At 44.8% G+C, this 14,231-nt stretch carries 15 protein-coding genes; 13 read left to right on the top strand and 2 right to left on the bottom strand.

Translation table 11 applies throughout. From position 1 onward, the window contains the following. The first annotated feature begins 118 nt into the window (after positions 1-118). From coaA to EDC16_RS02590, 4 genes are all read left to right on the top strand, one after another. Positions 119-1,066, top strand: coding sequence for a type I pantothenate kinase (gene coaA / locus EDC16_RS02605; protein ID WP_132965117.1), 948 nt, complete (start codon positions 119-121; stop codon positions 1,064-1,066). A 75-nt stretch (positions 1,067-1,141) separates the two neighbouring features. Then, positions 1,142-1,342: an ATP-binding cassette domain-containing protein gene (locus tag EDC16_RS02600; protein WP_132965116.1), complete on the top strand. Its 201-nt coding sequence runs from the start codon at positions 1,142-1,144 to the stop codon at positions 1,340-1,342. Continuing rightward, on the top strand, positions 1,287-1,772 hold the full coding sequence (locus EDC16_RS02595) for an ATP-binding cassette domain-containing protein (protein WP_132965114.1): 486 nt from the start codon (positions 1,287-1,289) through the stop codon (positions 1,770-1,772). Before EDC16_RS02600 ends, EDC16_RS02595 begins: the two co-directional genes overlap by 56 nt. Positions 1,773-1,775: 3 nt before the next feature. Beyond that, complete coding sequence (locus EDC16_RS02590; protein ID WP_132965112.1) at positions 1,776-2,552, top strand: ABC transporter permease; 777 nt, start codon at positions 1,776-1,778, stop codon at positions 2,550-2,552. On the opposite strand, the gene EDC16_RS02585 is transcribed toward EDC16_RS02590, so the two are convergent. Together EDC16_RS02585 and EDC16_RS02580 are read right to left on the bottom strand one after the other, a co-directional pair. Continuing rightward, entirely contained in the window at positions 2,542-3,579 is a 1,038-nt protein-coding gene (locus EDC16_RS02585) for a nickel/cobalt transporter (RefSeq protein ID WP_132965110.1), read from the bottom strand. The genes EDC16_RS02590 and EDC16_RS02585 overlap by 11 nt on opposite strands. Further along, the gene (locus tag EDC16_RS02580) at positions 3,570-4,202 is read right to left on the bottom strand and encodes a DUF1007 family protein (RefSeq protein ID WP_132965108.1); all 633 of its coding nucleotides are present in this window, start codon (positions 4,200-4,202) and stop codon (positions 3,570-3,572) included. The genes EDC16_RS02585 and EDC16_RS02580 overlap by 10 nt, the downstream gene beginning before the upstream one ends. Positions 4,203-4,323: 121 nt before the next feature. On the opposite strand from EDC16_RS02580, the gene EDC16_RS02575 reads away from it, so the two are divergent. The 9 genes from EDC16_RS02575 to rlmD all read left to right on the top strand — a co-directional run bounded on the left by EDC16_RS02575 (position 4,324) and on the right by rlmD (position 14,219). Continuing rightward, positions 4,324-5,793 (top strand): glycoside hydrolase family 1 protein, encoded by a 1,470-nt coding sequence (locus EDC16_RS02575; protein WP_132965106.1) that lies wholly within the window; start codon positions 4,324-4,326, stop codon positions 5,791-5,793. A gap of 230 nt (positions 5,794-6,023) precedes the next feature. Continuing rightward, on the top strand, positions 6,024-7,025 hold the full coding sequence (locus EDC16_RS02570) for a TRAP transporter substrate-binding protein (protein WP_132965104.1): 1,002 nt from the start codon (positions 6,024-6,026) through the stop codon (positions 7,023-7,025). Positions 7,026-7,074: 49 nt separating this feature from the next. After that, positions 7,075-7,581, top strand: coding sequence for a TRAP transporter small permease (locus EDC16_RS02565; RefSeq protein ID WP_132965102.1), 507 nt, complete (start codon positions 7,075-7,077; stop codon positions 7,579-7,581). Beyond that, the gene (locus EDC16_RS02560) at positions 7,581-8,852 is read left to right on the top strand and encodes a TRAP transporter large permease (RefSeq protein ID WP_132965100.1); all 1,272 of its coding nucleotides are present in this window, start codon (positions 7,581-7,583) and stop codon (positions 8,850-8,852) included. The genes EDC16_RS02565 and EDC16_RS02560 overlap by 1 nt, the downstream gene beginning before the upstream one ends. Before the next feature lie 20 nt (positions 8,853-8,872). Continuing rightward, positions 8,873-9,889: a LacI family DNA-binding transcriptional regulator gene (locus EDC16_RS02555; RefSeq protein WP_198362740.1), complete on the top strand. Its 1,017-nt coding sequence runs from the start codon at positions 8,873-8,875 to the stop codon at positions 9,887-9,889. 90 nt (positions 9,890-9,979) lie between these two features. Beyond that, entirely contained in the window at positions 9,980-10,762 is a 783-nt protein-coding gene (locus tag EDC16_RS02550; protein ID WP_132965098.1) for a sugar phosphate isomerase/epimerase family protein, read from the top strand. Between the two features lie 4 nt (positions 10,763-10,766). After that, complete coding sequence (locus tag EDC16_RS02545) at positions 10,767-11,714, top strand: sugar kinase (RefSeq protein ID WP_132965096.1); 948 nt, start codon at positions 10,767-10,769, stop codon at positions 11,712-11,714. A 35-nt stretch (positions 11,715-11,749) separates the two neighbouring features. Continuing rightward, the gene (locus EDC16_RS02540; protein WP_132965094.1) at positions 11,750-12,724 is read left to right on the top strand and encodes an NAD(P)-dependent oxidoreductase; all 975 of its coding nucleotides are present in this window, start codon (positions 11,750-11,752) and stop codon (positions 12,722-12,724) included. A gap of 178 nt (positions 12,725-12,902) precedes the next feature. Continuing rightward, positions 12,903-14,219 carry a 23S rRNA (uracil(1939)-C(5))-methyltransferase RlmD gene (gene rlmD / locus EDC16_RS02535; RefSeq protein WP_132965092.1) on the top strand — a complete coding sequence of 439 codons (1,317 nt, stop codon included), beginning with the start codon at positions 12,903-12,905 and terminating at the stop codon, positions 14,217-14,219. Positions 14,220-14,231 lie beyond the last annotated feature (12 nt).

Genomic DNA, 14,231 nt, shown 5'->3' with positions numbered 1-14,231 from the left:
AAAATTGCCGAAGAGACGTGATTATTTCCGATTTGATGATTGCTTCTGGCGGTTAATCGGTGCAATATATCGCCCATTGTCAATTGACTGCCATTAGAGTCGGAGAAAGAAGCAGAGCATGGGATCGCAACAGAAAAAATTTACGCCGTTTTTGGAATTTGACCGCCAGCAATGGGCGGCTTTGCGTAAATCGGTACCGCTGACGTTAACGCAACAGGATTTGGAGCCGTTGTTGGGCTTTAATGAAGAGTTGTCGCTGGAAGAGGTCAGCACCATCTATTTGCCGCTCACTCGTTTGGTCAACTATTACATTGAAGAGAATCTGCGTCGCCAAACGGTGCTGCAACGCTTTTTGGAAATTGAAACCCCAAAAGTGCCCTATATTATCAGCATCGCCGGCAGTGTCGCCGTTGGCAAAAGCACCTCGGCCCGGATTTTGCAGTCGTTGTTGAGTAATTGGCCGAAAAAGCGCAAAGTGGATCTGATCACCACCGATGGTTTTCTCTATCCGCTGGCAAAGCTGCAGCAGGACAATCTGCTGCATAAAAAGGGTTTTCCGGTCTCGTATGACACCCAACGTTTAATCCGTTTTATTTCCGATATTAAATCGGGCAAGAGCGGTGTGAAAGCGCCGATTTATTCCCATTTAAGCTACGATATTGTGCCGGATCAGTACAATGTGATTGACCAACCGGATATTTTGATTCTGGAAGGCTTGAACGTATTGCAAACCAGTGCCAATCACAGCACTCATCCCGATCGTCTGTTTGTGTCGGATTTTGTTGATTTCTCGATTTTTGTCGACGCCAAAGAAGCGCTGCTGAAAGAGTGGTACACCAAGCGTTTTCTGACGTTCCGCCAAGGGGCGTTCAGCGACCCGAACGCCTATTTCCACCACTATTCCCGCTTGTCCGAACAGGAAGCGATAACTACCGCCCACCATATTTGGGACACGATCAACGGTTTGAATTTAAAGCAAAATATTCTGCCGAGCAGTGAACGGGCTAACTTAATTCTGGTGAAAAGCGGCAACCATGAAATTGAACGAGTTAAGCTGCGCAAATAGCTGTGGCGGTTTACTTTCTGATCAACGGCTCCTATACTGACGCTATTTAATCTCTTGCGAATGTAACAATACCGAATGACTCCGATTATTACGTTGCAACAGCTTACCTTTCAAGCGCAGCAGCTACTGCACTATCCCGATGTGCAGATTGCGGCCAAGCAAGTGACTTTTTTGCAAGGTGCCAGCGGCAGTGGCAAAAGCACCTTACTGCGCCTGATTAATGCCACTGAATCTCCTACTAGTGGTCAAATTTTATATCAAGCAAAAAAACATTAACCAGTGGGATACCCTGGAATTGCGGCGGCAGGTGCTACTGCTCAACCAACGCTTATTTCTGTTTCCGCAAACGATTCAACAAAACTTCCAACATTTTTATGATTATTTAGACAAACCGCTGCCGGATAATACCCAAATGAGTGATTTTTTGCATTTATGCCATGCGAATTTTGGCTTAGACACGCAGTGTAGCGTGCTGTCCGGTGGCGAGCAGCAGCGGGTGTTTTTAGCCATTGCGCTGAGTTTGCAACCGACAGTATTGATGTTGGACGAGCCGACCTCCGCACTGGATAACCAGTTAGCAGATGCGGTATTAAGTGCGGTGTTAAGCTATTGCCGCCAGCAGCAAATTACGGTGCTGGCGATCAGCCACGATCAACAATTGGTGCAACGGCATGCAGATGCCATCGTGGCAATTAGCAAGGAGTAGCCCATGAATGATGTCAATATGAACCTATTGAATTTCAGCCTGGTTTACCTGTTGCTGCTGATTGTGCTGTATGTGATGAAAAAAAGCCGGATTCAACAATCTAAACTGCTATTGATCGCCAGTATTCGTATGACAGTACAGCTGATTATTGCCGGTTGGGTGCTGACCTATATTTTCGGTCACCCTAGCCCGATTTTCACCATTTTGTATGTGGCGGCGATGGTGGTTTTTGCGATTCATCGGGTGCTGTCGAAAAATCCGACACTGAATCACCGCTTTAAAATCATAGTCGCGCTGTCGATGACGTTTTCCGGGCTGAGCATCATCGCGTTTTTTGTGGTGGTGGTGACCAACCAACAACTGTTTAATCCGCAATATGTGATTCCGCTCGGTGGCATGATTATGGGTAATGCGATGACCGCACTTAACTTGGGGCTGAAAACCTTTCGTGAAAGTCTGGCAGCGGAACGGGACAAAATCACGGTGTTGCTGAATTTCGGCGCCGCACCGTCGAAAATTTTGCTGCCCTATGTCAATCAAGCGCTGGAAACCGCACTTTTGCCGACCCTGAATTCGATGTTGGGCATGGGCATTATCGCCTTACCGGGCATGATGACCGGGCAGATTTTGTCCGGCACTTTGCCCAGCACCGCAGTGCTGTATCAAATCGCCATTATGATCGCCATTTGTACTACGGTGAGTTTAGCGCTGTACGGCGCACTGTATTTCGGCCACCGCACTTTATATAATCAACGCAATCAATTGAATTTTAACGGCTGAAAATCGCCGCTCCGCCGCTGATCGGCAAAGTGGAACCATGCAACAGTGCCGTGCCTAGCGTGATCAAAATCAGCCCGAACAGCATTTTTACCAGCAGCGGAAAATAGGCGGAAACACGGGCAGAAAAATAGCCTTGGCCGAGTTTCAGCATACGATCACGGGTGTATAACACCAGCAGCCCGAACAGGGTCAATGCCGTTCCGGTGCCGAGCGCCATCGCCATTGTTGCCACCACGCCCCAACGATAGAGATCCAACATATAAGCCAAAAACAGCACAAAAATAGCACCACTGCACGGACGAATACCAATGCTGAGCACCACCATCGACTGTGATTTCCAATCGAGATCTGGCTTGATTTGTGTTGAATCGACCAGGTGTTGATGGCCGCAGCCGCACTGATTTAGCGCTGATTTATTCGGCACAGAAAGTGCGTTCAGCGGCGAACTCAAGCCTGGCTTGATTTGCAAATTGACATCCATTGGTCGGATTTGTGTAATTATACCGATTGCGGTTTGAGGCTTGGTTTGGCGCCGTGTGCGATAAATTTGTCGACCGTTTTTGATCAGCCAATAACTGCCTAAGGCAATGATCAGCAAAAAACTCACCCGCTCCAACCACAGTTGAGTCAAGCGAAAATAGCCGGCTGACAGGGTTAAAACCACCACAATCAGCGAGATAATCGCCACTGCCACCACACCCTGCAACAGCGAAGCCAGCAGGGTCAGACGGATACTGGTTTTCAGTCGAATCGGGTTTGTGGCAAGGTAGCCGCTTAAAATAAATTTGCCGTGTCCCGGGCCGACAGCGTGCAGAAATCCGTAAGCAAAACTGATGACAACCAGCCAGCTGCCTGCCTCCTGTGGTTGCTGATTGAGCTGTTTTAGTGTGCTGGAAATTGATTGGTTAAATTCTCGCTGCCATTCGACGGTTTTGGCCAACAAATGTGGATAGAGACTGAGCAAGATCGCCAGCAGCATAACGAACAGCAGCAAGGGCAAATAAACCGCTTTGAATTTTACTGACATGAAAGCACCACCTGCTGTGCAAAGAGTGCACCGAGTGTCATGTCGTCATCTTTTTGGCTTTTGTCTAAGGAGGCAGCGTAATCCTTGATTTTTTGATCGACGTTAGGCGTTTGCAGCGTCACTTGGCATTGCGGATAATCCGCAATCGTACGGGCCGGTGCTTGCGGGTAGGTCATCGCCACATAATAACTGGGATCATAACTGGACAGCGTACCATGAAAATTGTGGATTGGCTGCGCTTGGCTGAGGTAAAAATTAAAGCTAAACAGTATATGATTGCCGATCACATTCAGTTGGTATTGATCCGGCTTGCTGGTATATTTTAACGGCTGCTGCCGCTGATCGTAAAAATAGCTGAAATAGTGCTGATTGACGATATTTTGCATAATGCTGTCACTGATTTGCCGCTTGGTTTCCGCCGGATTTTTGCTAATCTGAATGTCGTAGATCAACTCCGACGAAGCGGCCTCATCAAACAACCACGCCATGCGCAAGCCGATGAGCTGTTGATCTTTAATCAAAAACTGGGTTTGCATATCAATAAAGGCATGGGGATGTGCCCAGCCTGAATGAAACGAAAAAAGTCCGATACAAAGTAGTATCAGCGACCGCACTTGGCGCATAGTCTTTCCTCTGGTTGATATTGTGCAGGTTTAGCCTGCTTATTTTAGAAACATTTTAACAGCTTGTCTGCTTTCATGTTAAATTAAAGCCAATGTAGTAGCACTTTACGAGGAGGAAAATATGAGCAACTTAAAGCCATTTCCCAAAGGTTTTTTATGGGGCGGCGCAACTGCCGCTAACCAGATCGAGGGCGGCTTTGATGCCGACGGCAAAGGCTTATCCAGTGCCGATATGGTGGCGTATGTGCCAAAAGCCGAACGTGGCGCACACAGCGCCTCAATCGAGATCAGCTCACAAGAATTAGCCGATATTTTAAGCGGGAAAAAACAAGCCCGTTTCCCGAAACGCGAAGGGATTGATTTTTACCACCGCTATAAAGAGGACATTGCGCTGTTTGCCGAAATGGGCTTCAAAATGTTGCGGATTTCGATTCATTGGGCTCGGATTTTCCCCAACGGCTACGATGAACAGCCGAACGAAGCCGGTTTAGCATATTACGAAGAGATGTTTAAAGAAATGCACAAACACGGCATTGAGCCGATGGTCACCCTGTGCCATTACGAAACGCCGTTGGGCTTAACTGAAAAATATAACGGTTGGCTCGGGCGTGAAGTGGTCGGGCATTTCCTGCGTTATGCTGAAACCGTGTTCACCCGCTATAAAGACTTGGTGAAATATTGGCTGACCTTTAACGAAATCAATATGATCACCATGCACAGCCCGTTTACCGGCGGCGGAGTGGTGATTGATCGCGTGCCGCAAGCCGAACAGGAAAATGCCAAATATCAGGCGCTGCACCACCAATTTATTGCCAGCAGCTTGGCGACCAAAGCGCTGCACGAAATTATTCCGGGTGGACAAATGGGCTGTATGCTGGCGCGTTTGCCGCACTACGCTTATACCGCCGACCCACAAGATCAACGCTTGGCGCAATGGCTCAACCAACAAAACCTGTATTTCACCGATGTGCATGCGCGCGGCGAATACCCGAAATATATGCTGCGCCATTGGGCAGAAAACAACGTCAAAATCCAGAAAGAACTGAGCGATGATGCGATTTTAAAACAATATCCGGTCGATTTTATCTCATTCAGCTACTATGTTTCGCTCACCGCCACCACCCACGACAACGCGGAACGGGTCGGCGGTAATCTGATGGGCGGGGTGAAAAATCCGTATCTGCAAGCGTCCGATTGGGGCTGGCAAATCGATCCGATCGGCTTGCGAATCACCCTAAACGATATGTATGACCGTTATCAAATCCCACTGTTTATCGTAGAAAACGGCTTGGGCGCATACGATAACGTGGAAGCCGACGGCAACATTCACGACGATTACCGCATTGCCTACCATCGCGCCCACATTCAACAAATGCAGGAAGCGATCAACGACGGCGTGGATTTGCGCGGTTATTTAAGCTGGGGGCCGATTGATTTAGTCAGCATGTCCACCTCGGAAATGTCAAAACGCTACGGCTTTATCTACGTTGACATCGACGACGACGGCAACGGCACAAAAGCCCGTTCACGCAAAGACTCGTTCTTCTGGTACAAAAAAGTCATCGCCAGCAACGGGGCGGATCTGAGCTAAACGCGCCATAAGCAATACCGCACTTTACTTGTTATAACAGCAAAGTGCGGTTCGCTAAATTGTTGCTGTTATTTTTATTCCCTACCGCTCTTAATTCGCCATTTTTAAAAATAGTTTGAGATACATCACAAATTCATTATCAAAAACGTTACATCGTTCATAAAGTACTCTATTTTATTTTTATGGAATCAGTTCCATAAAGTCAATCTATTTTATCAACGAGGTTATTTATGAAAAAAATATTAATGTTGTTAATGTCCTTAGCCATTGTAGGTTGCGGGGAAGCAGATAATTCAAGTGTCGGTGTTGATAAACCTCTTAAATTGGTGGCGGCTCACAATCAAACCAATATAACCAGCCCGTATCAAACTGGAATGTTAAAACTGAAAGAGTCTGCTGAACAATCTGCAAAATTTGATATTGAAGTTCATGCAGGCACTATCGGTACCAATGAAAACGAGTTGGTTGAAAAATTGGTATTGGGCGGTGCTGATATTGTCTTGGTTTCACCCGGTTTTATGACTTCAGCCGGAATTGATGAAGTGGATTTATTCTCTCTATTGTATCTTTTCAATAATTATCAACATTGGGAAAAGGTTGTTGATGGGAATATCGGTAAAAAAATTGCGGATATTATTTATCAAAAATCAGGTAATAAATATTATGTGATCGGCTATTGGACCGCTGGTGTGCGTCACTGGTATGGTAAAAAGCCAATAAATACTCCTGCAGATGCAAAAGGCTTAAAGATCAGAACCCAGACAGCGGGGGTTGTTTCTGATTTTTGGAGTTCGATAGGAGCAATTCCGACCTCAGTTGCATGGGCTGAGTTGTATCAAGCGCTGGCTAGCAATGTGGTTGATGGTTCAGAAAATGCTTATCCATACCTTGTACCAATGGAACACCACAAAACAGCTAATGGAAAATACATTTCTGAAACTGCTCATGATTACACCACTCGTTTTTTGCTGATCAGAGCTAGTATCTGGGACAAAATGAACTCGGAGCAAAAAGCAATTTTGGAAACTGCCGTCCAAGAGGCGACTCAAGCCGAGCGCAATGCCATTTATAGCGAAGAACATCAATATAAAGACAAAGCGATTGCCGATGGTGCGATTGTTAATGAGGTAGATACTGTCCCTTTCTCCGATGCAGCGAAAATTATTCAAGATCGCTGGGCTGAAAAATATGGTATGACCGATACGCTGCAACAAATTCGAGATACGCAGTAAATTCATTAAATGATGGTATTTGGTTGATGGACTTGAATTAGGGGGAAAGATGCGAAAACTAACGGATTATCTGGAAAAAATACAATTGTCGCTGGGTACATTATTTTTAGTGGTTTTTGTGATAACGACCCTGCTTCAAGTCGGTACACGTTATTCGGGGATCAGTGCGACTTGGACTGAAGAGGTATCGGTCAATGCGTTTATTTGGTCGATGTTGCTGGGGGCGGCGGTGATGGCGAAACGCAAGCAGCATTTCAGTTTTAATTTATTAAATGGTCAGCTTTCAACACAGAAAAAACCGATATTAATTATCTTGCAAGATCTGATTATTATTGTTTTTTGCACTTTTTGTTTTGTTTATAGCAGTGAAATCACCAATACATTTTGGAATTCACGCTGGGTTACCATTCCAAGTTTAAAACAAGGTTATGTTTGGCTGATTCTACCGATTACTTTTATCAGCATTACGATCTATCTGATTGAAGATCTGATTAAACAAGTTATTGCCTTAAAAACAGGTGTTTTGTTAACAGATGACATTTCGGGAGAAAAATAATGACACTCTTATTGGTCACTATTCTATTTATCATATTGATACTTATTGGTATTCCGATTGCATTTTCGATCGCTATCGCAGCTTTAATCGGAATCAGCTCTATCAGTGGTGTACCAAATACCATGATTCCGATGAAAATGTTTTACGGGTTGAACTCTTATGTGTTGTTGGCAGTACCGTTGTTTGTGTTGACCGCAACCATTATGAATCAAGGTAATATTTCCAGAAAATTGATCGATTTCTCACTAGGCATTGTCGGTCGATGTCCGGGCGGTTTGGGGCATGCTAATGTAATGGTTTCGATGTTATTTGCCGGGGTGAGCGGTTCTTCACAAGCTGATACCGCAGGAGTAGGTAAGATTCTGATTCCGAATATGATCGAAAAAGGCTATAGCCGAGAAATGGCCGTCGGTGTGACTGCGGCATCTTCTACCATCGGCAGTATTATCCCGCCGAGTATCACAATGGTTATCTATGGCGGGCTAACTAATACTTCGGTCGGTAAACTCTTTATCGGCGGTATTTTACCGGGTATCGCAATCGGTCTTGGTATGATGTTGTTTATTTACTATGTTGCAGTACGCACGGCTCTACCGAAAGAAGCTAAAATGCCGTGGCCTGTTTTTTGGCTGCTCTTTAAAAACTCGATTCCGGCTTTGATCACACCACTGATTATTATTGGCGGGATCGTGTTCGGGGTGTTCACACCAACCGAGGCGGCAGCATTTTCGGCTGTGTATGCTTATTTTGTCAGTGCTTATTTCTACAAAACCATTACGGTTAAAGATCTGCCAAAAATTCTGGTCGAAACCTTAAAACTAAGCTGCCTCTCTTTATTTGCGTTGGCTGCAGCTTCAGCGTTAGGCGAATTTCTGGGATATTTCAGAATCAATACTTTAGTTGCAGGCTTTTTCAATGATATCGGTGGTAGCCAATATCTATTCCTGCTGTTGATTATTGTATTTTTCTTATTTATCGGCACCTTTATGGATGCTATTCCGGCGATGGTACTTTTTGTACCGGTAATTTATCCGGTAGCGCAAGCAATCGGGGTTGATCCGATACAGTTGGGTATCATCATCATTATTACCTTAGCAATGGGATTGGTTACGCCGCCGTATGGCTTATGTTTGTTGATTGCCAGTGTCATCGGAAATTTGCCGATAGATAAATCATTTAAAGCTGTTATGCCATATTTAGCGATTATTTTGATTGTCTTGGCTATTGTGATTTTCATGCCGGCGATTTTGTTGAATAATATCCTTTTATAGATAAATTAGGATGGCTCAGCATGAAAATGGCTCCCGGCGATAAAAAAGCGACGATCAGTGATGTGGCAAAACTGGCAAAGGTTGGCAAAACCAGCGTATCACGCTATTTGAATGGCGAGTTTGCAATACTTTCAGAAAATATGCAGCACAAAATTGCGGCAGCAATCGAAAGCTTAAATTATCAACCTAGCCAGATTGCCCGTAGTATGAAGTGCGGTCGCACTAGATTGGTGGCACTGGTTTTTGCCGATATCAATAATCCTTATTCGATTGATGTTATGCAGGGAATCGAAGCGGCTAGTCAAGAGCATGATTACACCTTGCTGGTTTTTAATACCAACAATCAAATTGAGCGGGAGTGCAAAATTTTGCGACTTTTGCGTAGTTACCAGGTTGAAGGAGTGATTATTCATGCGTTGCGGACGCATGATGATAATTTTAAACAATTTTCCCTACCGACAGTTTCGGTGGATCGCCAAATTTATGATTTGCCCTGCGATGTGGTAGGTTTGGATAATGTGCAGGCGGCAACGGAGGTCACACATTATTTGTTAAATTCTGGGTTTGAAGCAATGCTTTTTATCACAGAAACGATGGATGATATTCAACCGCGGCAAAAACGGATCGAGACCTTTAAACAGATTATTGCACTGAATCAACCTTGTATCGGTGAAGTGGCGGAGCTGCATGATAGCAAAAACGCACAGGAAGTAGACCGTATTATTGCAGCATTTTGTGCTAGAAATCGAGGAATGCGCAAAGCGATCATTTCGGTGAACGGGGCGGTAACACTGAATATCTCACTCTCGCTAAAACGTTTAAAATTGGAATGGGGTAAGGATATTGGTTTACTGGGTTTTGATGATCCGGTTTGGGCTTCTGTCGTCGGAGTTGGAATTTCGACCTTGAAGCAACCTACGTTTCAAATAGGGTATAAAGCGTTCACACTGCTATACCAGCGAATGAACGGAGAGCGTTCAGATTTTCAAACGGTATTATATCCGGGTGAGCTAATCATTAGAGAGTCAACAGAATAAATCATTGTCAGTATTTAGTATGAATTCATTTTTTATTCTTTGGTATCGGTTCCATTAATATGGAAGACCAAAACAAAGGAAATATAGGCTATGGCTAGAAAAATTATTATTGTCACTTCATCTTACGGATCGGATTACATCCAAGAAATCGGTGGTCAGAAAGAAATTCTGGCAACGGTTAAAGCCGCTGGAGCCGACGGGGTTGAAATTCGTCGCGAACTATTTTCCGCTGAGGAATTATCACAATTGTCCGAACTGGCACAAGCCATTAAACACCAGCAGTTGGAGTGTTTTTACTCGGTTCCTTTTTCACTATTTTTGCAACAGTTTCCAGAGCAAAAAATCGAGATTAATCCAAATATTGAACAGTATTTTGATGAAGCAAAACAGCTCGATGCCAAGTTGATCAAATTTTCTCTTGGTGATTTTCAGTTGGATATGTCATCGGTTTTGGCAGAGAGATTAGCGGCAGTAAACCGTGTTTACCCGGATATATTATGTGTTATCGAAAATGATCAAGCGCTAAAAAGCGGTAATCTACACAGCATGGCTGCTTTTGCCGAATGGTTGAAACAACATAAGTTGCCGCTATGTTTGGCTTTCGATAGTGGTAATTGGGTTTGGGTGCAGCAAGATCCGCAAACGGCTGCACAAAAATTGGCGCCTTATGTTGGTTATGTGCATCTTAAGTCAACCGCACTTGATGCTGCCGGAAAATTAAGCGCTGTTCCACCAACAGGGAGCGCGGATAATTATGTACAAATTCTACAACGGAATTTTTCACAAGATATCCCACTGGGAATTGAGTTTCCATTAATTGGCGAAAATTTGGTCGCCACATCCTTGTATTTTGTCGAATTATTAAAAGGATAATAAGATGTCAAACCAACCGTTATTAGATGTCATCACTTATGGCGAAGCAATGGTGATGTTTGTTGCCACTGAATTTGGAGAGTTATCTGAAATCAACCACTTCGCCAAGCGAGCAGCTGGGGCAGAACTGAATGTGGCTATCGGACTGGCGAGATTGGGGCTTGAGGTTGCGTGGTTAAGCCGAGTCGGCCATGATTCTTTCGGAAAATTTATCTTGCAACAACTGGCTAAAGAAAATATTTACAGTGAATTAGTCACTATCGACTCACGCTATCCGACCGGATTTCAACTGAAATCAAAAGCGGTGAACGGAACAGATCCGGCAGTGGAATATTTTCGTAAAGGCTCGGCAGCCAGCCATTTATCGCTAGTAGATTTCAATCCAGATGCTTTCTTAAATGCGCGTCATTTACATCTCAGTGGTGTTGCGGCAGCGTTATCCGATAGCACCTATCAATTATCGTTGCATTTTGCTGATTTTATGCGAACCGCAGGAAAAACCGTTTCTTTTGACCCCAATTTACGCCCTATGCTTTGGAAAAGTGAGCAAGAAATGGTTTGTCACTTGAATCAACTCGCTTTCAAAGCCGATTGGGTGTTGCCGGGAATTAAAGAGGGTTATATTTTAACCGGATTAACTTCTAGCGAAGCAATTGCAGATTTTTATCTGGAACAAGGGGTCAAAGCGGTGATTATTAAATTAGGCGAACAAGGGGCTTATTTTAAAGATTATCAGGGAAATCAAGGTATGGTTCCGGCTTGTTTCGTCGAAAATGTGGTGGATACGGTCGGCGCCGGTGATGGTTTTGCTGTCGGTGTTATCAGCGCATTATTGGAAGGAAAAACGTTGCAGCAAGCTGTGGAACGCGGTAACCGTATAGGTTCGCTTGCGATACAGGCGATCGGCGATAGCGAAGGATTGCCAAACCGAGCGCAGCTAGGTGAGATTTGATGCATTAAATCAAACCGCATTTTAAGGATAAATGAATGAAAAAGAATGTTATTCTGTATAAAAAAATTCCACAAGAGCAGCAAGCCAGATTGGCTGAATCTTTTAATTTGATGACTTTTGATGGTATTACCTCCGATAACCGTGCAGAATTTATCGCAGCATTAGCACAGGCGGATGGTTTAATCGGTGCCAGCGTACCGATTAAACAGGATTTGCTGCAATTTGCTCCTAAATTAAAAGCAATTTCCACTATTTCGGTTGGTTATGATCAATTCGATGTGGACGATTTAACTTTGCGTGGAATCCGGCTGATGCATACGCCGACAGTATTAACCGATGCCACCGCAGATACGATTTTTACCTTAATTTTAGCCACCGCACGCCGTGCAGTCGAACTTTCGATGTTGGTGCGAGCGGGAGAGTGGCAGCGCAGCATCGGGGATGAATATTATGGAACGGATGTACATCATAAAACCATTGGTATTTTGGGTATGGGGCGGATCGGAAGCGCAGTAGCAAAAAGAGCGCATTGTGGTTTTGATATGAAAGTTTTATATATGAGTAATAAACCGAATATTCAGGTTGAGCAGCAATATCAAGCGCAACGTTGTTCTTTGGACGAGCTATTGCAGCGTGCGGATTTTGTCTGTATTACCCTACCATTATTGCCGTCCACCGAGCGGCTGATCTCCGCTGAAAAATTAGCGTTAATGAAACCGAGCGCTATTTTAATTAATGGCGCACGCGGAAAAATTGTTGATCAACAGGCACTGGTGGCAGCGTTACAAAATGGTACTATAAAAGCTGCCGGATTAGATGTATTTGAGGTTGAACCTTTGCCGTCAAATTCTCCGCTAATAGTATTACCGAATGTCGTGCTCTTGCCGCACATTGGCTCAGCCACCATAGAAACCCGCTATAACATGGTACGCTGTGCGGTGGACAACATCATTGTCGCCCTCGCAGAGCAACCACCTAATGAAAATTGGGTCAACCCTCAAGTCGGATAACGAATACCGCACTTTACTTGTTATAACAGCAAAGTGGGGTATCAACTATTTCATAAATGCACAGTGCAACTATGCAAGCTGGTGTGAATTATAAATAATCACCACAGATTATTTCGCATTCTGTGATTTCGCTTTTATAATAGCGCTTTGATGTTAGCTAACTTGAAAATATCCCTCCATGGCACTTTTTTATACGGAACGCAAGCAAAGCACCGCAGCGAAGAAAATGAAGCTGCAGATAACCGATCTTGATTATCAAGGATTGGGGGTTGCCCGTTTGCAGGGCAAAACCTGGTTTGTGGAAAATGCGTTGCCACAGGAAACCGTGGAAGTGCGGGTGTTGGACGAGAAAAAGCAGTACGGGCACGCCGTCGCGCAAAAAATTTTGCAGCATTCTGAGCAGCGCATTGAGCCCAAGTGCGCTTATTATGCTGAATGCGGCGGCTGTCAAATGCAGCATATTCCAATAACGTTACAACAGCAGGTGAAGCAGCAAGCGTTACAGCAGCGTTTAAGCCGTTTGCAGCCGAAAATTGCTTTTCAACCGCTGCTGACAGCTGATGAATGGGGTTATCGTCGCCGTTTGCGTTTAAGCATATTTTTCGATAAAAAAAGCCAAACCTTGTCGCTCGGTTTGCGCCAACGGCGTTCGAAATCGATTGTCAATATCCAACATTGCACCGTTGCCGAACCGCACTTGAATGTGGTGTTGGCGGCATTGCAAACATGGCTATCACAATGGCAGAGCAAAGCACAATTGGGACATATCGAACTGGTCGTGGCGGATAACGGTGTAGCGATGTTGTTGCGCCATTTAGGGAAAATACAACCTGATGACAAAGTGCGGTTGTTGCAGTTTGCCGCTGAACAGCAATTGCTGCTATTTGTTTGCGAACAGGAACATCAGATTCAACATTGGTATGGTGACACCCCTTATTATCAGTTGGCTAACGGACAGCGGCTGGCGTTTGCGGTGCGGGATTTTATTCAGGTGAACCGCACTTTAAATCAAAGAATGATCGATACCGCCCTTGACTGGTTGGCACTATTGCCGAACGATCGGGTGTTGGATTTATTTTGCGGCATGGGAAACTTTACCCTGCCGTTAGCGTCCAAAGTAGCAAGTGTGGCCGGGATTGAGGGTGTTGCCGAAATGGTGGTGCAAGCGAAACAGAATGCGCTTGCCAATGGCGTAACCAACGTTGAATTTTACCAAACGGATTTGGATCGTACTTTTAGTGATCAGCCTTGGGCGAAACAGGCGTTTGACAAAGTGTTGCTCGACCCGCCACGCAGCGGTGCGTTGTTTGCCTTGCCGCATATTTGCGAATTGCGTCCAAATAGTATTTTGTATGTTTCTTGCAATCCGGCAACATTGGTGCGCGACAGTGAATATTTGTTGCAACAGGGGTATCAAATTGAAAAAAGTGCGGCGATTGATATGTTTCCGCATACCGCGCATTTGGAATCAATCACGTTATTTAAAAAGCGCTAACCAGCAAAAAGG

The sequence above is a fragment of the Testudinibacter aquarius genome (assembly GCF_004342725.1).
Lineage (GTDB): Bacteria > Pseudomonadota > Gammaproteobacteria > Enterobacterales > Pasteurellaceae > Chelonobacter > Chelonobacter aquarius.
Note: the sequence above shows the minus strand (reverse complement) of the source record. Positions and strands in the feature narration are given on the sequence as shown.